The organism is Mesorhizobium sp. CCNWLY176 (assembly GCF_037153935.1).
Classification (GTDB): domain Bacteria; phylum Pseudomonadota; class Alphaproteobacteria; order Rhizobiales; family Rhizobiaceae; genus Mesorhizobium_M; species Mesorhizobium_M zhangyense.
In genome coordinates, this window is record NZ_JBBBDZ010000001.1 from 432353 (window position 1) to 452569 (window position 20217).

General features: G+C 61.7%; 20 protein-coding genes. 5 read left to right on the top strand and 15 right to left on the bottom strand.

Annotated elements, in window-relative coordinates; all coding sequences use genetic code 11:
* The 15 genes from WBQ96_RS01915 to WBQ96_RS01985 form a co-directional block, all read right to left on the bottom strand.
* Positions 1-843, bottom strand: a complete 843-nt coding sequence (locus WBQ96_RS01915) for a class I fructose-bisphosphate aldolase (RefSeq protein ID WP_165117153.1) — start codon at positions 841-843, stop codon at positions 1-3.
* A complete protein-coding gene (locus WBQ96_RS01920; protein ID WP_336546775.1) occupies positions 834-2546 on the bottom strand; it encodes a glycerol-3-phosphate dehydrogenase/oxidase in 1713 nt (570 codons plus the stop codon). The genes WBQ96_RS01915 and WBQ96_RS01920 overlap by 10 nt, the downstream gene beginning before the upstream one ends.
* Before the next feature lie 18 nt (positions 2547-2564).
* On the bottom strand, positions 2565-3560 hold the full coding sequence (locus WBQ96_RS01925) for an aldo/keto reductase (protein ID WP_336546774.1): 996 nt from the start codon (positions 3558-3560) through the stop codon (positions 2565-2567).
* Entirely contained in the window at positions 3557-4537 is a 981-nt protein-coding gene (locus WBQ96_RS01930; protein ID WP_336546772.1) for a sugar-binding transcriptional regulator, read from the bottom strand. Before WBQ96_RS01930 ends, WBQ96_RS01925 begins: the two co-directional genes overlap by 4 nt.
* A gap of 27 nt (positions 4538-4564) precedes the next feature.
* Positions 4565-5551 (bottom strand): ABC transporter permease, encoded by a 987-nt coding sequence (locus tag WBQ96_RS01935; protein ID WP_336546770.1) that lies wholly within the window; start codon positions 5549-5551, stop codon positions 4565-4567.
* A 19-nt stretch (positions 5552-5570) separates the two neighbouring features.
* Positions 5571-7109 carry a sugar ABC transporter ATP-binding protein gene (locus WBQ96_RS01940; RefSeq protein WP_336546768.1) on the bottom strand — a complete coding sequence of 513 codons (1539 nt, stop codon included), beginning with the start codon at positions 7107-7109 and terminating at the stop codon, positions 5571-5573.
* An 89-nt stretch (positions 7110-7198) separates the two neighbouring features.
* Positions 7199-8230, bottom strand: a complete 1032-nt coding sequence (locus WBQ96_RS01945) for a substrate-binding domain-containing protein (RefSeq protein WP_336546766.1) — start codon at positions 8228-8230, stop codon at positions 7199-7201.
* Between the two features lie 273 nt (positions 8231-8503).
* Positions 8504-8767, bottom strand: a complete 264-nt coding sequence (locus WBQ96_RS01950) for a WGR domain-containing protein (RefSeq protein WP_336546763.1) — start codon at positions 8765-8767, stop codon at positions 8504-8506.
* A gap of 120 nt (positions 8768-8887) precedes the next feature.
* Positions 8888-10069 (bottom strand): phosphopentomutase, encoded by a 1182-nt coding sequence (locus WBQ96_RS01955; RefSeq protein WP_336546761.1) that lies wholly within the window; start codon positions 10067-10069, stop codon positions 8888-8890.
* 10 nt (positions 10070-10079) lie between these two features.
* The gene (locus tag WBQ96_RS01960) at positions 10080-10724 is read right to left on the bottom strand and encodes an ABC transporter permease (protein ID WP_337035854.1); all 645 of its coding nucleotides are present in this window, start codon (positions 10722-10724) and stop codon (positions 10080-10082) included.
* A gap of 102 nt (positions 10725-10826) precedes the next feature.
* Entirely contained in the window at positions 10827-11831 is a 1005-nt protein-coding gene (locus WBQ96_RS01965) for an ABC transporter substrate-binding protein (protein ID WP_336546758.1), read from the bottom strand.
* Positions 11828-12625 (bottom strand): nucleoside phosphorylase, encoded by a 798-nt coding sequence (locus WBQ96_RS01970; protein ID WP_336546757.1) that lies wholly within the window; start codon positions 12623-12625, stop codon positions 11828-11830. Before WBQ96_RS01970 ends, WBQ96_RS01965 begins: the two co-directional genes overlap by 4 nt.
* Complete coding sequence (locus WBQ96_RS01975) at positions 12618-13385, bottom strand: ABC transporter permease (RefSeq protein WP_165117129.1); 768 nt, start codon at positions 13383-13385, stop codon at positions 12618-12620. Before WBQ96_RS01975 ends, WBQ96_RS01970 begins: the two co-directional genes overlap by 8 nt.
* Complete coding sequence (locus tag WBQ96_RS01980; protein WP_336546756.1) at positions 13385-14158, bottom strand: ABC transporter ATP-binding protein; 774 nt, start codon at positions 14156-14158, stop codon at positions 13385-13387. Before WBQ96_RS01980 ends, WBQ96_RS01975 begins: the two co-directional genes overlap by 1 nt.
* Positions 14159-14345: 187 nt before the next feature.
* Positions 14346-15233 (bottom strand): helix-turn-helix domain-containing protein, encoded by an 888-nt coding sequence (locus WBQ96_RS01985; protein ID WP_336546755.1) that lies wholly within the window; start codon positions 15231-15233, stop codon positions 14346-14348.
* Positions 15234-15581: 348 nt separating this feature from the next.
* On the opposite strand from WBQ96_RS01985, the gene WBQ96_RS01990 reads away from it, so the two are divergent.
* The 5 genes from WBQ96_RS01990 (at position 15582) to ytfQ (ending at position 20136) form a co-directional block, all read left to right on the top strand.
* Complete coding sequence (locus tag WBQ96_RS01990) at positions 15582-16418, top strand: dihydroorotate dehydrogenase electron transfer subunit (protein WP_336546754.1); 837 nt, start codon at positions 15582-15584, stop codon at positions 16416-16418.
* Complete coding sequence (locus tag WBQ96_RS01995) at positions 16418-17353, top strand: dihydroorotate dehydrogenase (protein WP_336546753.1); 936 nt, start codon at positions 16418-16420, stop codon at positions 17351-17353. Before WBQ96_RS01990 ends, WBQ96_RS01995 begins: the two co-directional genes overlap by 1 nt.
* Positions 17353-18672, top strand: coding sequence for a hydantoinase/carbamoylase family amidase (locus WBQ96_RS02000; protein WP_336546751.1), 1320 nt, complete (start codon positions 17353-17355; stop codon positions 18670-18672). The genes WBQ96_RS01995 and WBQ96_RS02000 overlap by 1 nt, the downstream gene beginning before the upstream one ends.
* Complete coding sequence (locus tag WBQ96_RS02005) at positions 18666-18998, top strand: hypothetical protein (RefSeq protein ID WP_336546749.1); 333 nt, start codon at positions 18666-18668, stop codon at positions 18996-18998. Before WBQ96_RS02000 ends, WBQ96_RS02005 begins: the two co-directional genes overlap by 7 nt.
* A gap of 175 nt (positions 18999-19173) precedes the next feature.
* Positions 19174-20136, top strand: a complete 963-nt coding sequence (gene ytfQ / locus WBQ96_RS02010) for a galactofuranose ABC transporter, galactofuranose-binding protein YtfQ (RefSeq protein ID WP_336546746.1) — start codon at positions 19174-19176, stop codon at positions 20134-20136.
* Positions 20137-20217 lie beyond the last annotated feature (81 nt).

Here is a 20217-nt window from a genome sequence, read left to right on the forward strand (position 1 = left end):
CTATGCCTGCTTGTACAGGTCCCAGGCGGCAGCGCCATCCGCGTCGTCATGAATGATCGCCATCAATCCGCGCACGACCGCGCTGGGATTGGCGTGTTGGTAGATGTTGCGGCCATAGACCATGCCCAGCGCTCCCTGCGCCACAAGGGCAGCCGACTTGTCGAACACGGCGCGCAAATCCTCCTTGCCGCCGCCGCGCACCAGAACCGGGCACCGCGCTGCCTCGACAACGCGGTGGAAGTCGTTAGCGTCGCTCGTCGGATCGGCCTTGATGATGTCGGCGCCCATTTCGCGGGCGAGGCGCGTCAGCGTGACGATCTTTTCGGCATCTCCGTCGACCATGTAACCGCCATGTTCGGAAACCGGCAACATGGCCAGCGGTTCGATCATCAGCGGCAGCCCGTATTTCTCGCAGTCGGCACGCACGCGGGCGATGTTCTGGACGCATTGGCGGAAAAGGTCCGGCTCGTCGGGCAGCATGAACAAATTGACGACGACGCAGGCCGCATCCATCTCGATCGCGCCAAGCAGCGGCTCTGCTTCGTTCTGCAGAACCGCCCACATCGCGCGGTGGCGTATCTTGTTGTAGGGATTGCCCATGTCGATACGCATGACAAGCGCCGGTTTGTCCTTGCCCGGCACCGCCTGCAGCAGGTCGGCCTGGCCGTAATTCATCTGGATGGCATCAGGGCCGGCCTTGACCAGCTGGCCTACTACATTGGCCATGTCCTCCAGTCCCGCCAGAAAGCTCGGCTCGTTGCAGACGCCGTGGTCGATGGCGACATCGAGACAGCGTCCACCGCCGAACAGCCGGTTCATGCGGACTTTCTTGTTCACGCGCATAGGGCGCTCCTTTTGTCGTTCGTCTGAGAGAGGTCTGATAGGTCGACGCCATGCTGGTGGGCCAGCAAGGCGAGGAAGGCGGTCCGCTCGGCTGTTGCCTGGTCGACATCCCACCCTTTGTGTGTGGCCAGAATGTCGAGCACTGCGTCAACGAGAGCGAGACTGAGGCCGCCTGAGACGGCGATCGTGGTGCGGCGCAGAAATATGTCGGCCAGGCATTCGACTTGCTCGCGCTCGATGATAAGCCGGACCTCACCAACCGAATAATCCGACCGTGGCAGCATCTGGTCCGCCGCGAGTTGTGCGGCGAAATCCTCGGCCGAGGTGCCGTAGCGCTCCAGAAGCATGTGCGAGCGTTCGAAGGACAGGCTGTGCTGCGCTGCCAATGAGACGCACCATTTTTCCGGATCGGCCGGGAAATTCCGGCCACCGCCGATGGCGAGGTCCTCGGTGCCTTTGCTGCGCTTCAGGCCGAGCCGTTCCAGTGCCATGTCGGCAGCCATTTCGCCGAAGGAGCGGAACGTCGTCCACTTGCCGCCGATCATGCAGAGCGTTGCCGGCAGATGTCCGCTCGGCTCGATAAACTCGCAGAAATGGTCGCGCGGGATACGCCCGGTGAAGCTGTCCTCGCTGGCGGGCAGGGGGCGCACTCCCGCGAAACGGAAGACGATCTCGTCGTCGGCGATCGCGATCGAGGGGAACACGAATGCGAGCGACTGGAGGATGTAGCTCCGCTCGTCGTCCTCGCAGCGCACCTCGTCCGGGTTGTCGACGCGAATGTCGGTCGAGCCGATCAGCACCTTGCTGAGATAGGGAAACAGGATGCAAATGCGCCCGTCTTCATTCTCATAGTAGACCATGTGGCCGCCTAGTGCGTCGTAGAGCTCGGCATTGTCGACGATCAGGTGCGAGCCCTTGGTGCCACCCATCATCTTTTGGGCGGTAGCGCCGATGGCATTGTTGGTCAGGTCGATCCAACCACCGGTAGCGTTGATGATCAGCCTGGGACGGATCGTTAGCGTCTCGCCGGTCAAGGTGTCGACGAGTGCGAGGCCCGCATCGTTTGAAGTCACTGCCGCGTAGTTCAAGGCGCGCGCCGACGATGCTGCCGCGATTGTATCGAACAGCATTTCAAGTCCAAGGCGCTCGGGCCGACTGACCCAGGCGTCGTAATAGGTGGCGGAGCTGCGAATTGCGGGGTTGATTGCGGGCCAGGTTTTCAGGGTCTCTGTGCGCGCCCGGAATTGGTGCGTCGGCATCAATCGCCGGGCTGCTGTGAACAGATCGTACATGGTGAGCCCGGCCTTTATCACCAGCGCGCCACGCCGGCTCGGCCGGCGCGTCAGGCCTAGAAAGCGCACCGCGCCATTTGCGACGCCCGAGAACGTGTCGAAAATCGGCACCGTCGTGGGCAGCGGCGCCACATAGTGCGGGGCGTTCTTCAGCAGCCGGTCGCGTTCGACCAGCGACTCGCGCACCAGCTTGAACTCGCCGTTTTCCAGATAGCGCAGGCCGCCATGCACCATGCGCGACAGCGCCGCGCTTGCACCGCTGCAATAGTCGCCCTTGTCCGCCAGCACGACATCAACGCCCTGCAAGGCAAGCTCGCGAAAGACGCTGATGCCGTTGATGCCGCCGCCGATCACGAGCACGCCAATATCGGGCCGCTCGCGCAGAGCGGCGAGTGTTTCGTTACGGTTCATCTGGACTATGCCTTTCGCTCAGGCATCCATGGCCACGAGGTGCGCGGCGATGGCGGCATCGATGGCGGCAAGCTCGCCGGCTTCGAGCGTGATCTCGCCAGCCCGCGCATTTTCGAGCGCCTGTTCGGCGTTGCGCGCACCGCACAGCGCGAAGGTGATGCCGCGCTGCGCCAGCGTCCAGGCGATGACGATCTGTGCCATCGAGGCGCTGTGTTGTTCGGCAATCGGAGCGATGGCTTGCTTAAGCCGTGCCACTTTCTGCCGGTTGGCGGCCGAGAAGCGGGGATTGCCCTTGCGCTGGTCGTCGCCGGTGAATTCGCGCGCCGGGTCGATCGCGCCGGTGAGCAGGCCGAGCGCAAGCGACGAGTAGCTCAGCGTGGCGATGTCGTTTCGGCGGGTGATCGGCAGCAGGCTTTCTTCGATCTCCCGATCGATCATCGAATAGCGCTCCTGTATGGCGTCGAGCTGCCCGGCATCGACATAGTGCTCGAGGTCCTCGGCGCTGACGTTAGAGGCGCCGATGGCGCGGATCTTGCCCTGCGCCTTGAGCTTTTCGAGTGCGGCAACCGTCTCGGCGATCGGCGTGGTTGGGTCCTGCCAATGGGTGATGTAGAGGTCGATATGATCGGTCCCGAGACGGCGCAGGCTCTGCTCGATCTCATAGGCGATCCCGTCGGCGCCGAGATAGCGATGGACCGGCTTGCCGTCCTGATCGAAGAAATGGTTGCCCTTGCCGGAATGCCAGTTCAGTCCGCATTTGGTGGCGATGACGACCTTGTCGCGCTTGCCCTTGATGGCCTTCCCGACGATCTCCTCGCTACGGCCGAGACCGTAGGCAGGCGCGGTATCAATCAGGCTGATACCAGCGTCTATGGAGGCTTCAATGGCGCGGATCGACGCCTGCTCGTCGGTGCCGCCCCACATCCAGCCGCCTATCGCCCAGGTGCCGAGGCCGACCGCCGATGCTGAGACGTTGGACCTGCCGATACGGCGTTGGATTTGTCGGGAGCTCATGCTGCCTCCTGCTTGGCAAGGTCGAGGATCTGAAGGCCGGTGGCCTCGTCGGTGACGATGGTGTCGAGATGGTTGCCGCGCATGGCGCTGAGGATGGGTGAGACCTTGCTTGCGCCGCTGGCTATGCCGATCGATCGCGGGATCGTTGCGAACTCGTCGAGTGTCAGCGACACCAGAGACCGGTTGAGGGTGTAGTCGCAGAGCCGGCCATCGCGGTCGATGAGGTGGGCAAGCAATTCGCCCGAAGCCCCCGACTGTTCAATGGCCTGACGGTCGGCGCTCGATGATGGATGAAGGTCGTAATAGCTCGAATCGTCGCTCAAGATCGAACCGATGCCGATGACAGCAACGTCGGCTTCGCGCGCCTTGCGGAACACGTCGGCGACGGAACGCACGCCCATCAGCATTCCGCGCTGCTCTGGCGAGTCCGCAAAAAGCGGCGCATGGACCTGATAGGCACGGCCGCCAAGCTTGTCGGCCATCAGCGACGCGACGTGATTGACGTCGGTGTAGTGCTTGCCCTGGACGAGGCCCGTGGCGGGAATGACCTCGACATCATAGCGACGGCCGGGTTGCAGCCCAGCAACCAGCGCGCTGACGCCCTTGCCGCCGGTGATGGATATGGTGTCGCCGTCCTTAATAGTGTCGAGCAGCAGGCGAGCCGCCGCCTCGCCGACACGCTGCAGGGCGGTCTGCGGGTTTTCGGAAACCGACGGCACGACGACGGCGCGTTCGATACCGCCCAGCGCCACAAGCTGTGCCTCGATGTCGATCAGATGGTCGATCGGCGATTTGATCTTGATCTCGACAAGGCCGAGTTGATGGCCGCGCTTGATCAGCCGATTGACCGTGGCGTGCGAGATGCCGAGTTCCCTGGCGATCTCTGCCTGGGTCTTGCCTTCGACATAGTGCAGGACAAGCGCCTGGTGCATCTGGCGGACTGTCGAGATGTCGTCGCGTGTGTTGTTGGGGGCCATGATCTTGTTTCGATGCGCTTCTTGAATTCAGGACTTCTTGCGATGCAGGAAGTGGTCGATCGACACTGCTGCAAGCAGGATGCACCCCTTGATCATGTCCTGCCAATAGACGGACACGTCGAGCAGGATGAGCGAACTCGTCACGACGGACAGAAGAGCCATGCCGAGGATCGCTCCGAAGATTGTTCCCGAGCCGCCATTCAGGGAGGCGCCGCCGATCACCGCCGCGGCGATGATGTTGAGTTCCATGCCGGCACCGAAGGTCGGGGTAGCAGCGCCGAAGCGGGCCATGTAGATGACGCCTGCGAGACCGGCCAGGCTGGAGCACAGGACCGTGACCCAGAACTTCACCTGCCTTGTCTTGATGCCCGAGAACTGCGCGGCCTTCTCGTTGGAGCCGGTGTAGAAAACCTTGCGGAAGGCGGTGGCGCGGCGAAGCAGGAAATCGAAGATCGCCACCACCACGACAAAGATGATGATGACATAGGGCAGGCCGTGGAAGCTGCCCTGGCCGATCGCCTTGAACGCCGGCGGCAGCGTGAACAGCGACAGCGGCGTGCCCTTGGTGATGACAAGGCACATGCCGCGCACGATGACCATCGCCGCAAGAGAGGTGATGAAGTGGTTCAACCCGACCACGGTGACGAAGAATCCCATTGCTGCGCCGATCAGCGCGCTGACACCGATGCCGATCAGGCTCGCCGTCCAGGGGTCGAGACCAGCCAGGAACAGCGCACCCGAAACGACCATCGAGAAACAGACGACCGAGCCGACCGACAGGTCGATGCCGCCGACGATGAGCAGAATGGTCATGCCGACCACGACGATGCCTTCGATGGAGAAGCTCATCAGCATGGCGCGGAAGTTGCCCCATGTCAGGAAATGAGGGGAGGCAAAACTCATGGCAATGCACAGCGCCAGGATGATGATGACCAGCCCTGCCTCGCGCATCGAGGCGAGACGGGCAAAGTCGATGCGCCGCCCTTCGCCGGGGGCCTTGATATCGGCGTGCATAAGGGTTTCTCCCGCTTCCCTAGGCGACATTCTGGGCCTGCTTTTGTTGATTTGAACTGTTCTGGACGCCCGAGGCGAGCATGATGATGGCTTCTTCGCCGAGCTCGTCGGCAGCGAGTTCGCCGGCGATCCTGCCTTCGCGCACGACCATCACGCGGTCGCACAGGCCGATGAGTTCCGGCAGCTCCGACGAGATGACGACGATGCCGACGCCCTTGCCTGCCAGCTGGCGCAGCAACCGGTGGATCTCGACCTTGGCGCCGACATCGATGCCGCGCGTCGGCTCGTCCATGATGATGACCTTGGGCTCGATCGACAGTTGCTTGGCGATGGCCACCTTCTGCTGGTTGCCGCCGCTGAGCGTCGATACGGCTGCCCCAATGCCGGCCATGCGCACGCCGAGACGCCTGGTCAGATCGGCTGCCTGTCGGTCCTCCGCCTTGCGGTCGAGCAGCCCGAGTGTCCCGGTCAGCTTGCCAAGGTCGAGAGCCGAGATGTTTGCCGCGATCGGCATATCGAGAAACACGCCGGAGCCCTTGCGATCCTCGGAGAGGTAGACGAGCCCTGCCTTGACCGCATCGCTATAGTTGCGGATGCGTAGGCTTTGGCCGTCGAGGGCAACGGTTCCCGCAGTCGCCAGCCTCAGCCCGCAGATGGTCTGAGCGATTTCGCTGCGGCCGGCGCCGATGAGGCCGCCGATGCCCAGAATTTCGCCGGCGCGAAGCTGCAGGTTCACGTCAGTGAAACGGCTGCCGTCGGAAAGGCCTTCGACAGACAACAGCATACGTCCGGGTTCCTTGGGCGCCAGCTTGTCGGGATAGAGCTGGGTGATCTCGCGACCAACCATCTTGCGAACCACGTCGTCGGGCGAGACTTCCGCGATTGGATCGGTCGCAACGTAGTGGCCGTCGCGGAAGACGGTGACACGGTCGCACAGCGAAAAAATCTCAGCCATGCGATGGCTGATATAGACAACCGAAATGCCGCGTTCTTTCAGCCCGCGCACGATCGAAAACAGGCGTTGCGCCTCGCTTTCAGTCAGTGCCGCGGTCGGCTCGTCGAGCATCAGCACCTTGCAGTCCAGCGTCAGTGCCTTGGCGATCTCGACGAGCTGCTGGTTGGAAATGGAAAGGTCGGCGACCTTGGTGCGCACCGGAATGGGTGCGAGAAGGTCCATCACCTTCTGTGCGTCGGCATAAAGCTTCTGGAAATTCATCAGCAGCATGCGACGGGCGTTGATCGCGGCCATGTAGATATTTTCGGCCACCGTCGCGTCCTGGCAGAGCGCGATCTCCTGATGGACAAGCGCTATGCCGAGACGCTGCGCTGCCGCGGGCGAGGGGATCGAAACACGCGTTCCATCGATCAGTATGTCGCCCTGGTCAGGCTGCAGCACGCCGGCGATCATGTTCATCAGCGTCGACTTGCCCGCACCATTTTCGCCGCACAGCGCGTGGATTTCACCGCGCTTGAGCTCGAACTGCACGTCGCTCAGCGCCTTGACCGGGCCGAACGCCTTGGACAGGCCGTGGATTTCAAGAATGGGCGCCTGGGTCACGCCATGCTCCTGCGATGGGCGCTGTGAGGGGAAGGGGGCTACAGCCCCCTTCCGACTTGGTTTGTCCTGACAATCTTGGGGTGTCGAGATTATTCCTCGATGCCCTTGGTGCCGCGACGCTTGAGGTAGGTATCCCAGTAGAAATCGTCGGCATTGTCCGCAGTGACGATCGAGAAACCGTTGTCGACGAAAGGCACGCTCATGGCATTGGAGCCCGAGCGCCTGGCGTCGTTCATCGGGTCGATCAGGTCGGGATGCTTGGCCATCCAGAGCAGCATGAAGCCCATATAGCCCTGCATGCCCTGGTTCGGGTTGACCGAGCCGAAGATCTCGCCGGCCTTGATCATGTCGAGGATCTTGGCGTTGACGTCGGCGAGCATGACCTTGATCTTGCCACCGCCTTCCTTGGCTGCCTGGGCAGCGCCGATCGCCGAGTTGGCTTCTGGCATGAATACCGCGCCGAGATCGGGATGCGCCTGCGCCAGGCTGAGAACCGCCTGATAGGCCTTGGTCGGATCCTGGTTCGAAGCGGCGCGGCCGACGAGCTTCATGTCGGGCCATTTCGCTTCCATGCGGGCGACGAAGGCATTGACGCGCTTGTCGTGGTTGTCCTGGCCGGGGTTTTCCAGCACGGCATATTCGCCCTTGCCGTCCATCGCCTTGGCAACGGCGTCTGCGGCATAAGTGCCTTCGGCATTGTTATCAGAGGTGATGTAGGAGACGCGCTTGGAATTGGGCGAGTCCGCCGCGAAGGTGACCACCGCGGTGCCCTGCTCGATGGCGCGATTGATCGGCTCGATGAACGGATCGGAGTTCATCGGGTGGACCAGTATGCCGGCAGGCTTCTGCGCCAGCGCCTGGTCGAAGGTGGCGATCTGCTTGTTGACGTCGTATTCGGGCGTGCCGGTATAGGCGGTCTCGCAGCCGAACTGCTGGCCGGCCTGCTTGAACATTTCATAGACCGGGAACCAGTATTCGACGCCCGAAACCATCACGTTCATGACGTATTTTTCACCCGGCTCGCATTTGAACGGGTTGGGGGTTTCGGCAAGCGCCTGCATCGAACCCAAGCAGGTCGATGCAGTCGCTGCGATTGCGAGCGTTCTCAGAAATTTGCGCAAGTTTCCTCCCTTGGCCGAAGCCATTCTCAATGACCGCCGCGAGCGCTCCAGAAGCGCCGCCGTATGGATTGATTAATGTCGAACTTCCTCCCGAAGCCCGACTTCGGCTACATTGCAGCCTCTCCAAAATATGTCAATAAAATTCATATACTGAAATATATTTCACGATAAGAGGACTGCGGAGGGCTTTGCTTGCTGGTGCCGTAGCTTTGCGCGGGGAACCTCGTCGTGTAGCACAGGTATCTCATCACTCGTCTCAGGGCGTTACCGAAGTCAGCCGGTTCCACTAGACCTTGCATCAAGATAGCCCTTTCGCCGCTTTGTCCGTTCAAGACGGGCGAGGGCGCCGTCCGCTTCTTCCGGTGCGTCAAAGGTCTCCATCATCGATTGGCCATTGGTGCCGATGCGGCCCCAGTGGCGCATGAGCGATGAGCCGCCGAACAGTGTCGGCTGGATGGTGAGCGTATAGAAGCGGCGCATATTCCGGGTCGGGTCGACGCGGCGTAGATGAAGCGGTCCGGCTTGTTCTTTCGCCATGGACGGATTTTCGCGTTTCGCGAAAGCCGCGTCCAACGAGTTCCATGAATCGATCCACTCGGACCGATTCATGGAACTGATGCATTATGTCGCCCCTCAACAGCAGCCGGCGGCGCTAAGTCATAATCCGATCTTCAGATGCGAGGCGATCAGCTCGGCAACCTTTGCGAACGGGATGATCCCGAGCTCATGCCCCGCGACGCCAGACCCGGTTACCAGCACCGGCACGCGCTCACGCGTATGATCGGTTCCATTCCAGGTAGGGTCGTTGCCGTGGTCTGCGGTGATGATGAGCAGATCGCCGTCATGCAGACGGCTCGTCAGTTCCGGCAGTCGTGCGTCGAAGGTTTCGAGCGCGCGGGCATAACCCGAAACATTGCGCCGGTGGCCCCAGAGACTGTCGAACTCGACGAAGTTTGCGAAAACCAGATCGCCTGACACAGCACGGTCGCACCAGGAAAGCATCCGGTCGAAGAGGGCCATGTCGTCCTTGCCCTTGGAGACATCGGTGATGCTCTTGTACGCAAAAATATCGCCGATCTTGCCCACGGCATGGACTGCGCCGCCGGCCGCGACGACCCGGTCGCAGATCGTACCGTCGGGCGGAGCGATCGCGTAATCCTTGCGGTTTGCGGTGCGGACAAAGGCCCCCGGCGCTTCGCCGACGAATGGACGCGCAATGATGCGCCCGACATTCAAGGGATGAAAGATCTCTGCAGCAATCCGACAGACTTCGAGCAATCGTTCGAGCCCGAAGTGCTCCTCATGCGCGGCAATCTGCACGACACTGTCGGCCGATGTATAGACAATCGGCTTGCCGGTCGTGATGTGTTCAGCACCGAACTGGTCGAGCACTTCCGTGCCCGAAGCGTGGCAATTGGCAAGCGTGCCCGAAATACCGGAGCGGGCGATCAACTCTGCCATTAAGTCGGTGGGGAAAGCCGGGATGGTGCGCGGAAAATAGTGCCAGTCTCGGGTCACGGGCACGCCTGCCAGTTCCCAATGGCCCGACTGGGTATCCTTGCCGGCGGAGATTTCCTCGGCTGCTCCCCAACTGCCGGTCGGCACGGCGCCGAGACCCGGAGCTGCCTTGCCGGATGCAAGCCGGATCGCAGCACCAAGACCCAAGGCGTCAAGATTGGGAACCCTCAGCGGCCCGCTTCGGCCGTCCTCGGCATTGCCGGCAGCGCAGGCTTCGGCGATATGGAGCAAGGTGTTCGACCCCTCGTCGCCGTAGCGTGCCGCATCCGGCGCGCCGCCGCATCCGACGGAATCGAGGACACAGAGGAAAACACGCGCCATTGTCACCGGCTCAAGAGAGTTGGAAGCGGCCGAGCGATCGGCGGCGGATCAATTCGATGATCTCATAAAAGGCCCAGCCGATCAAAGAAAGCAACAGGACCATGCCGATGACGACGGAAGTATCGCTGTTTTCCTGGCCGGAAGACAGGAGATAGCCGATGCCCTCATTGGCACCCATGAGTTCGCCGATGACCGCTGCGGTCATGGCAAGCGTGGTGGCAACTGCCATGCCGGCGAGTACTGCCGGCAGTGCCGAAGGCAGTTCGATATGCCAGAAACTCTGCCAGGGGCTGAGCTTCAGCACGGCTGCGAGATCGCGGAAACTGCCTTCCCCGTAACGCAGGCCGGTGACCATGCCGGACATCACGGGGAAGAAGGTGACGATCGCGATCAGCACGATCTTGGGCGTCGGCCCGATCCCCAGCCACAGAAGCAGCAGGGGCGCGATCGCGATTTTCGGTGCGGTCTGCAGCAGCAGGATCAGCGGCGTGGCAAAGCGTTCGACGCGCGGCAAGCGTGCGAAAACGACGCCGGCAAGGATGCCGATCACCGTTCCGAGCACGAAGCCAGCGACGATCTCCGTGAGCGTCACGCCAATATGCCGAAGCAGCTTGGCGTTCTCGAAGAGGAAGACGAGACGGTTCAGCACTTCCATCGGTCCCGGCAACAGAAAGCTAGGGACCTGGAAAATGAAAACAATCGCCGTCCACAGGACGAGGGTCGCGATCAGACCCGCTATGCCACGCAGCAACATGTTTTACTGACCGATCGTGGACGGATCGACGACGAAGTCTTCCGCCTTGGGTGCGTCGTCGATGACCTTGTATTCGGCCAGGATGTCGGCGTTCTTCTGCCAGCCGGCGAAGTTGGCCGCACCCAGGCCCTTTTCCTTGGTGAGCGGGCTCTGCCAGACGGTTGGTACGAAGGTCTGCTCGAAGGCAGTCGTCAGAATGCCCTTCTGATCCTTCGGCCAGGTCGGTGCGTATTTGTCGAGCGCGATATCCAGCGCTTCGTTGACATGGCCGTCGATGACCCATTCGTAGGACTGCGTGACGGCAGTGGTGAAGCGCTTTACCAGATCTGGGTTCTCGGAGAGCTTGGCGGCGTTGGTGACGACGACGTTGCCGAAGGACGGCAGGAAGTCGTTGGAAAGAACCATCGTGACCTTGGTGCCGTCAACTTCGAGGTTGTACTTGCGAAGCTCGGAGAAGACGATTGCGTCGACCTGGCCCGCCTGCAGCGACTGGACGATGGCACCCGTTTGGACGACCTCGACGCTGACGTCGTCGAGCGACAGGCCGGCCAGCTTCAGGCCGACCTGGAGCTGGAGATAGTTCGGGCTGGCGAGGCTGGTGACGGCGATCTTCTTGCCCTTCAGGTCCTTGTAGCCGGCAATGCCGCTGTCTGCCTTGGCAAGCAGTGCACCGATGCCGCGCTGATAGGTCGTGTGGACCACCTTGACCGGCAGGCCATTGGCGGCGGCGGCGACCACGGCGTCACCGTTCGGGAAGCCGAAATCGACATTGCCGGCAGCGATGTTGGTCAGGATGTCCGCTGCGGCGGCATAGATGAACTCGACCTCGATGCCGTTCTTCTCGAAGACGCCGTTTTCGACGCCGGCATAAAGCGGCGCGTAGAAGGGGGCGGCCGCGCCGTCGATCTGCATCACGACCTTATCGGCTGCGTCAGCGAAGGATGCGAAAAGGGGTGAGGCAAGCAAGGCGAGCAGGCTTGCCGTGGTTGTCACGCGAAACTGGATCATGGTTGGCTCCTGAGTTCCCAATCTGTGGAGGAAAATGCCCTTCCTGCGATGCGCAGAAGGTTTCGCTGGGTCGTCTCATAGTCGTCGAGCCATTCATCGGTGGCGCGATTTCCATGGACACCAAGTAAGCAGCCGGTCTGGAGGCCGATCGCCCCGCCGACGGTCAAGATGATCTCGCTCTCCATCTCGACGCCGACGGCGCCCTGAGCCTGGAAGCGATCGATGAAATTGCCATAGGCATCGTCGCTGCCTTCGATCGAACGAAAGCGGCGGTCCTGGCCGAAATAATAGCTGTCGGTCGAGGCGACCATGCCGGGGCTGCAGGCGAGGCCAAGCTCGGCCGCTGCATTGACGAGGCCCTGCGTTATCTGTGGCGAAGCCTTCGCCTTGCCGCCGGCGGCGCGGTAGGTAAGGGCGGTTCCCGTATCGCCGATGGCGCTGTCGACGGTGATGAAGGTGCCGACCGCATAGTCGGCAACGAGCGAAGACATGCCGCCGATGCGCACGACACGTTTGGCGCCGAGCATGGCGAGTTCTACCAGCGCGATTTCCGTTGACGGACCGCCGATACCGGTCGAGCAGATGGTCAGCCGCTTGCCTTCATAGGTGCCGGTGATGACGGCGAACTCGCGCTTGCGGCCGAAATCCGTTACGTCCTCCATCATGTCGGCGAGCAGCCGCACGCGATCCGGGTCCCCCGGTGTCAGGACGTTTTCGGCAATGTCACCGGGGCCGCATGGCAGATGCGGGGGGCGGCCGTTCTTCCAGGGGAATGCTGCGCTGGTTTTAGCCACGGGCCGCGCCCTTCCAGGACAGCAGCCGGCGTTCGAGGATGGTCAGCGCGACATGCAGGAGAAGGCCGAGGACCACGGTCAGAAGGACGGCGGCAAACAGAAGCGGCGTCTTGTAGGTGGCCGATGCGAAGGTCATCAGGTAACCAAGACCGACCTTGCCGGACATCCATTCTGCGAGCACAGCGCCAACCAGCGCCTGCACCGCGCCGATCTTCAGGCCGACGAAGATTTCCGGCATGGCCGCTGGCAGCTCGATCTGCCGGAACCGCTGGATGGAGCTGAGACCGAGAAGCTTGGAAAGATCCTTCATCTTCGGGTCGAGCGCCCGGAAGCCGGCGACTGCGCCGACAAAGACCGGGAAGAAGACGAGCGAGAAGATCAGGACGATTTTCGACAAGACGCCGAAGCCGAACCAGACGATGAAGAGCGGCGCGAGCGCGATCTTCGGGGCCGTCTGCAGGATCACAAGCGGGCCGTCGAGCCAGACCGCAAGCTTGGGAAACCGCGTCATGACATAGGCGATCGCAATGCCGGCGATGCAGCCGAGGATGAGGCCGAGCACGATGTTCTGCAGCGTGAAGCCGAGATGCCGCCAGAGCTCGCCGGTGAGCGCAATCGTCACCAGCGCATTCCATGTGCGAAGCGGCGAGGGCAGGAGGTAGGTCGGCAACCCCATAGGCCCGGTCGCGAACCACCAGGCAAACAAGAGTACGGCGAGCGCCAGCGTATAATCGACCGCCGCGGAAAAACGCCCGCTCATCAATGCGCCTCACCGGCAGGCGTCCGGAGGTCACGGCGAAGTTGAGCGACAAGAGCGTGATAGGCGGGATCGAGCTTGGTCTCCTCGCCGCGCGGACGGGGAAGTTCGACATTATGGATGCATTTCAGCTTGCCGGGACGCGCCGTCATGACCATCACGCGGTCGGCGAGATAGGCGGCCTCTTCAACGCTGTGCGTGACGAGCAGGATCGTCTTGCCGGTCGACTGCCAGATGCGCAGCAGTTCGTCGTTGAGATTGTCGCGGGTGAGCAGGTCGACAGCCGAAAACGGCTCGTCCATCAGCAGGATCGGCGGATCGTCGGACAGCGCGCGGGCAATCGCCGCGCGCTGGCGCATGCCGCCGGAAAGCTGGCGCGGCAACGCCTTCTCGAAACCGGCGAGGCCAACCATCTTGATGAGGTCGAGCGCGGTCTTGTCACCCTGGGCGCGGCTGACGCCCGAGGTATCGAGCGGGAAACGGACGTTGTCGATGACGGTCTTCCAGGGCAGAAGAACCGGCTCCTGGAACACGAAGCCGACAGGGCGCTTGCGGCCGGAAACATCGAGCGTTATCGAACCACCGCTCGCCTGGTCGAGACCGGAGATCAGCCTGAGAAGGGTGGACTTTCCGCAGCCGGAAGGACCGACGATCGAGATGAACTCGCCTTCCCTGATGGTGACGCTGACCGGCTCCAGCGCGGTTACCGTCCCGTGGTCAGCTACGAATGTCTTGTGGACACCCGCGATATCGATCATCCGCTCCGATTGCGACACCAAAAACTCCATGCCTTACCAGCGGGGAGCAATTGGTCATCGCGAGGTCAATAGCCTCCCCGATTACCCGTCCAACCCCGGAAAGGAGCCAAGCTTTCACAAAACTTTCACGGACGCAACCAAAATCTCAAAGATGAGATTTGTATCAAAATTGCTTCCGTATTCAGGTTTTGCGTTCTGATGGCAGTCAGGCAGCGTCCCGTTTCCCGAGCACGGTCTTTTCGATGAAGTCGGCGGCCTGATCGCCTTTGAGGCTTTTCCGCCATAGCCTGTCGGTCATGCCGCCGTAAAGCTGCACCGCCTCTGCTGCCGAAGTGATGGTCGCGACACCGACGCGGATATTGGCGAACGATCCGAGGCGGAAGGGGCTGACGGCAACCTGCGCCTTGTCGGCTCGCTTGAAGATCTGGAAGCTCGCGCCCGGCATGGAATCGATCACCACGCCGATCTGCACGCCGATCGGTTGCTCGCGCAGCATATGCACGATGTTCTCGATCTCGTCGCGCGCGGCCCTCTGACGCTCTGCGAGATTGACCGATGGATGATTGTGCGCGCCGACGAAGCCGACGCGGCCGAACTCGTCCAATTCGGCGGCGGAAACCAGGCTGACGATGCTGGGCGTGCGGCGCCGGAAGGTTTCCTTGCGGGTCTTGAGGATTTCCATGAGGGCCCCGATCTCGCGGATCGCGGCCTTCCGGTCGCCGACATCTTCGGGAATGCTCTCGTCCAGTACCTTCGGCAGCAACGCGTCATAGCGGTCAGTGGTGAGCAGATAGGAGATCGGCCCGAACATCACCGTGATCTGGTCGACATCCTCTTCCAACTGGCGCATGCGTTCGAAGAAGCTCACGGCCGATGCGACGTATTCGATGCCGACGCCGAGCAATGTCGGCAGCGAAACGCCGAGCAGGTCGGCGATCTTGCCCAGTGTATCGACCTTGGGCGGCTTGCCGGATTCATAACGATAGATGGCGGCGCGTGAGACGCCGGCCTTGGCGGCGAGATCCTCAGGAGTAAGCCCTGCGCCCATGCGGAATGCGCGAAGGCGTCGCCCGACATCCGCTGTGGAACTCATGAAGTCCAAGGCGATTCCTCCCGTCATTCTGTTGCTAAATCTTCGACTCAATAAACAAAAAAGGGAAAAATCGCAATGAAGATAATTTCTATGCGAAAAATCTCATTTTTGAGAATCGTCTTGACAGCTTTGACGTTTCCACAATAGGCTCTGTTTTTGGACCCCGAATGCAGGGAGCACCCTATGACGTCCGATCGCCACTCTCTCCGACGCTGATCTCAAGCGAAGGGCGCCGCGCGACGGCCTGGGCGATGTGCTGAAGCCCGAAGTCGCCATCCCACCAACAATCTCGTCTGCCCGGCGGTCAACCGCCGATGGACCTGTTTTTTCCTGATTCCGGAAACCGTCATGCCAGCAAGCCCTTGCGCCGTTCCCGATTCCGTTCCCCTCCCGTATTCCATCCATGAGGTCGAATGCCGGATTAAAACCCACGCGCGGGTGAATGGCGAATACCGGCTGCTTGTGCTGGCGGCGCCGCGTTCCATCCTCGATTGCGAGCCGGGACAGTTCTTCCATCTCCTTTGCCCCCAGACTGCGGGCTTCCAGCCCTATCTGCGCCGGCCGATGAGCATCTATTCCTATGATCGTGCCCGGGGAGAACTCTCCTTCCTCTACAAGGTCGCGGGCACCGGCACCGGAGCGCTGGCCAGCCTCCAGCCGGGCGAACACCTCAACGTCGTCGGCCCACTCGGACAGGGTTTCGAGATCAGGCGCGAATGGCGGCGGCCGCTTCTCGTTGCCCGCGGCGTCGGGCTCGCGACGCTGGCGCCTCTTGCAAGTGAATGCGCCCGTCTCGGCCGGCCGCTGACGGCTATCTGCAGTGCACGTTCGCCCGATCTGGTGATGTCGACCGACCTCTTCCGCTCCTTTGGCGCCGAGGTGATCGCCGTCACGGATGCCGAGTGTAATTCGGATGTCGAAAGCCTGACAACGCTGATCGAGGGATTAATCCACACGCGCGGCATCGACGCGTTCTTCACCTGTGGCTCCACGCGCCTCCTGCGCATGCTGCAGGAGATCGGCGCACGGCACGGTATCGGCGGGCAGGTGGCGGTTGAACAGCACATGGCCTGCGGTATCGGCATGTGTCAGGCCTGCGTGCGGCCCCTTCTTCGCGATGGCGAAGCGGTCAATCTGCGCGTCTGCCGCGAAGGCCCGGTCTTCGATCTCCACGAGGTGCTGTGATGGCGGACCTCAGGACGACCATTGGCGGCCTCACTCTCAACAATCCGATCATGCCGGCTTCCGGTACTTTTTCGGAGGAACTCGCGGAAGTCTTCGACCTCGACTGTCTCGGCGCGCTTGTCACCAAGACCATCACGAGGGGAAAACGCTCCGGCAATCCCGTCCCGCGCGTCTGCGAGGTCAACGGCGCCATGCTGAATTCGATCGGCATTCCCAGCAAGGGCGCGGCGTCGTTCCTTCAGAACACCTTGCCGTTTTACCATGATTACACAGCACCGCTGGTCATCAGCATTTCAGCCAATACCGCTGATGAATTCGCGCGCTTCGCCGAGGAAGTCAGCGTACCGGGCGTGGCCGCGATCGAAGTGAATATCTCCTGCCCGAACATCGAGGATGACGGAAAGGCCTTTGCCATGAAGCCCGGCGCAACCGGTGATGTCATCCGCCGCATGCGCTCCGCCACAGGCCTTCCGCTCTGGGCCAAGCTGTCGCCCAACACCGGCGAGGTGGTGGAGGTGGCGCTTGCGGCCGAGGAAGCCGGAGCCGACGCGCTCGTCACTGCCAACACCATGCTCGCCATGGCCATCGACAGCCGCACCGGCCGTGCCAGGCTCGGCAACATCATGGGCGGGCTTTCCGGGCCGGCGCTCAAGCCGATCACCCTGCGCATGACCTATCAATGTGCGCGTGCCGTTTCCATTCCGGTAATCGGCTGCGGCGGTATTTCTACCGTGGACGATGTGATCGAATATCTGGTCGCCGGCGCCCGCGCCGTCCAGGTCGGCACGGCCACCTTCATCAGCCCATCCACGATGCCGCGTCTTATCCGGGAACTCGACGAGACGCTCGACGCACGCGGCCTCCCATCCGTCGATGCGCTGATCGGCACGGTCGACGTCACCGACGAGGCCGTTGCGGTCACGGAATATGCGTGATGGGTGCCATGCTGCTCGATAGACCCTCATCCTCCGGCCTCGGCGCACTCGCAGCGCGGCTTTTCAACGAGGTTGCCGAGCGAACTGCCGATATCGAAGGCGTCAGCCGTCCGGCCTTCTCGGCGGTCGAGACCGAGACGCTTCGATTTCTGCTGGATTTTGCCCGTTCGGAAGGGCTTGCCGCTGATTGGGATGCCGGCCGCAATGTCGTCTTTTCGCTGCCCGAGCATGAGCGCACGGAGCGCTATATCCTTGTCGGCTCGCATGTGGACAGCGTGCCGCGTGGCGGCAATTTCGATGGCCTCGCAGGCGTTCTGGCCGGGCTGATGTGCCTCGTCAGGGCAAGGCGGGAAGGCGTGCGTTTTGCTCAACCTGTGAAGGTCATCGCCATGCGTGGCGAAGAGAGCGCCTGGTTCGGGCCTTGCTATATCGGGTCGAAGGCGCTGCTCGGCGTTCTTTCCGAAACGGAACTGGCGGCCCGGCATAAGGAAGACGGCCGAACCCTCGACACCCATATGGAAGCGGTCGGCATCGACATGACGAGCGTCCGGGCCTCCAGGCCGCTTCTGGATCGAAAGGCGGTTACGGCCTATCTCGAAGTGCACATAGAACAAGGGCCGGTGCTGGTCGAACGGAACCTGCCCGCTGCCATCGTCTCAGGCATTCGCGGCAACTTCCGCTACAAGAAGATCGCCTGCATTGGCGAGGCTGGCCATTCGGGTGCAGTGCCGCTCGCCTACCGGCACGATCCGGTGCTCGCCATGGCGGAACTCCTGAATGGTCTCGATGTCGCGTGGCATGACCACGTCGCTGATGGCAGGGATCTCGTTGTCACCAGCGGCATGGTTTCCACCGACCGGGAGAAGCATGCGCTTTCCAGAATTCCCGAAAGCGTCGAGTTCAGCCTCGATATACGCAGTCAGGATGCCGGGATGCTGCGGAACATGCACGATCTTGTGCGCCGGCATGCAGAGCGCATCGAGCGTGAACGCAATGTACGGTTCGATTTCGGGGACGTGCTTTGGACCGAGCCTGCGCTTTGCAGCGGGCAAATCATCACCGAGTTGACCCGCTCGGCGGAGGCGCTCGGCCTCGAGCCGGCAGTGGTTGCTTCCGGTGGTGGACATGATGCGGCGGTTTTTTCGCAGGCCGGAATTCCCACCGGGATGATCTTCATCCGCAACCGCAACGGCTCGCATAACCCCCACGAGGCAATGGAGATCAGCGACTTCGAGATCGCCACCTCTGTACTCTACGAATTCCTCATCACTCCGCACAAGAGCGGGCCCAATAAGCAAAGGAAACCGGTCCCATGTTAGCAGCGATCACCAACATCATCCGCGACAAGGGCAATGCAATTCCGGGCTATCGCGAGGCAGCCAGGACTGCCCGGCAACAGGCGACGAAAGATATGGAGCGGGCGGCCGGTTATTTCCTGCTCGGCAAGGCAGCCCAGGAATTTGCCGACGCCTACTGTGAAGAGCCCTTGCATGCAGATACTGCCGAGCAACAGCTCTCCAGACTGGAGAACTTTGCCTCCGTACTCGATGAAGCTTTTGAGGCGCCGGACCTTCAACGGCGCCTGGAAGCGCTTTCCTATGTAGCGCGGGCGATGAGTGGGGACTGCACGACAGCCACAACCTGACAACCCGAATAGCCAGCCGTTCGGAGTCGATCAGAACTCTAGTCACCGGCATGCCCTTTCGTGTCGTCATTCGAGGCAACGTTCGTCTCTTGCTCAAAAGTAATACTATATGATAGTAACACTTTTGACGGTCGCTGGGAGGAGCCCGCGACCGTTCCCAAGGGAGGAAGTTGAAATGAAATTCGTGACACGTTTGCTCATCGGAACCGCGTTCGGAATGGCGCTCGCCGGCTCCGCGAATGCGGCCGGACTTACGGTTGGCTTTTCTCAGATCGGATCGGAATCGGGCTGGCGCGCGGCTGAAACCAGCGTGACGAAGCAGCAGGCTGAAAAACGCGGCATCGACCTCAAATTCGCCGATGCGCAACAGAAGCAGGAAAACCAGATCAAGGCGATCCGCGGGTTCATCGCGCAGGGCGTTGACGCCATCCTCGTGGCGCCGGTCGTGGCCACCGGCTGGGAAACCGTGCTCGGCGAAGCCAAGGACGCCGACATCCCCGTCATCCTGCTCGATCGTGGCATCGACGGTTCGCCCGACCTTTACATGACCATGGTCGCTTCTGATCAGGTTCTGGAAGGCAAGGTCGCCGGCGAATGGCTTGTAAAGGACGCCGCAGGCAAGGATTGCAATGTGGTCGAGCTTCAGGGAACCACAGGTTCTTCGCCCGCCATCAATCGCAAGAAGGGCTTTGAAGAAGCGATTGCCGGCGCAGCCAACATCAAGATCACCCGCAGCCAGACCGGCGACTTCACCCGTGCCAAAGGCAAGGAAGTCATGGAAGGTTTCCTGAAGGCGGAAGGTGGCGGCAAGAACATCTGCGCGCTCTATGCCCACAATGACGACATGGCCGTCGGTGCGATCCAGGCCATCAAGGAAGCCGGCCTGAAGCCGGGCACAGACATCAAGGTCGTGTCGATCGACGCCGTTCCGGATATCTTCAAGGCCATGGCCGACGGTGAGGCGAATGCGACTGTCGAACTGACGCCTAATATGGCCGGACCGGCATTCGACGCGCTTGAAGCCTTCAAGAAGGACGGCACCGTTCCGCCAAAGCAGATCATCACGGAATCGAAGCTCTATACGCCAGCCGATGAACCGATGAAGGTCTACGAAGAAAAGAAGGGCCTCGGCTACTGATCCTCCCAAGCCGGCGGGATGGCTTCGCCCAATGGGCGCAGCAAATCCCGCTGGATGATTTACAGTATCGAACCGCGCTTG

Excerpts from the sequence above, each read along its gene's own strand:
- WBQ96_RS01975 (WP_165117129.1), bottom strand. The coding sequence starts at position 13,385 with ATGAGCGGGCGTTTTTCCGCGGCGGTCGATTATACGCTGGCGCTCGCC.
- WBQ96_RS01950 (WP_336546763.1), bottom strand. The coding sequence starts at position 8,767 with ATGGCGAAAGAACAAGCCGGACCGCTTCATCTACGCCGCGTCGACCCG.
- WBQ96_RS02000 (WP_336546751.1), top strand. The coding sequence starts at position 17,353 with ATGGGTGCCATGCTGCTCGATAGACCCTCATCCTCCGGCCTCGGCGCA.
- WBQ96_RS01960 (WP_337035854.1), bottom strand. The coding sequence starts at position 10,724 with ATGGAAGTGCTGAACCGTCTCGTCTTCCTCTTCGAGAACGCCAAGCTG.
- WBQ96_RS01995 (WP_336546753.1), top strand. The coding sequence starts at position 16,418 with ATGGCGGACCTCAGGACGACCATTGGCGGCCTCACTCTCAACAATCCG.
- WBQ96_RS01955 (WP_336546761.1), bottom strand. The coding sequence starts at position 10,069 with ATGGCGCGTGTTTTCCTCTGTGTCCTCGATTCCGTCGGATGCGGCGGC.
- WBQ96_RS01915 (WP_165117153.1), bottom strand. The coding sequence starts at position 843 with ATGCGCGTGAACAAGAAAGTCCGCATGAACCGGCTGTTCGGCGGTGGA.
- ytfQ (WP_336546746.1), top strand. The coding sequence starts at position 19,174 with ATGAAATTCGTGACACGTTTGCTCATCGGAACCGCGTTCGGAATGGCG.
- WBQ96_RS02005 (WP_336546749.1), top strand. The coding sequence starts at position 18,666 with ATGTTAGCAGCGATCACCAACATCATCCGCGACAAGGGCAATGCAATT.
- WBQ96_RS01930 (WP_336546772.1), bottom strand. The coding sequence starts at position 4,537 with ATGGCCCCCAACAACACACGCGACGACATCTCGACAGTCCGCCAGATG.
- WBQ96_RS01925 (WP_336546774.1), bottom strand. The coding sequence starts at position 3,560 with ATGAGCTCCCGACAAATCCAACGCCGTATCGGCAGGTCCAACGTCTCA.
- WBQ96_RS01935 (WP_336546770.1), bottom strand. The coding sequence starts at position 5,551 with ATGCACGCCGATATCAAGGCCCCCGGCGAAGGGCGGCGCATCGACTTT.
- WBQ96_RS01920 (WP_336546775.1), bottom strand. The coding sequence starts at position 2,546 with ATGAACCGTAACGAAACACTCGCCGCTCTGCGCGAGCGGCCCGATATT.
- WBQ96_RS01985 (WP_336546755.1), bottom strand. The coding sequence starts at position 15,233 with ATGAGTTCCACAGCGGATGTCGGGCGACGCCTTCGCGCATTCCGCATG.
- WBQ96_RS01990 (WP_336546754.1), top strand. The coding sequence starts at position 15,582 with ATGCCAGCAAGCCCTTGCGCCGTTCCCGATTCCGTTCCCCTCCCGTAT.
- WBQ96_RS01965 (WP_336546758.1), bottom strand. The coding sequence starts at position 11,831 with ATGATCCAGTTTCGCGTGACAACCACGGCAAGCCTGCTCGCCTTGCTT.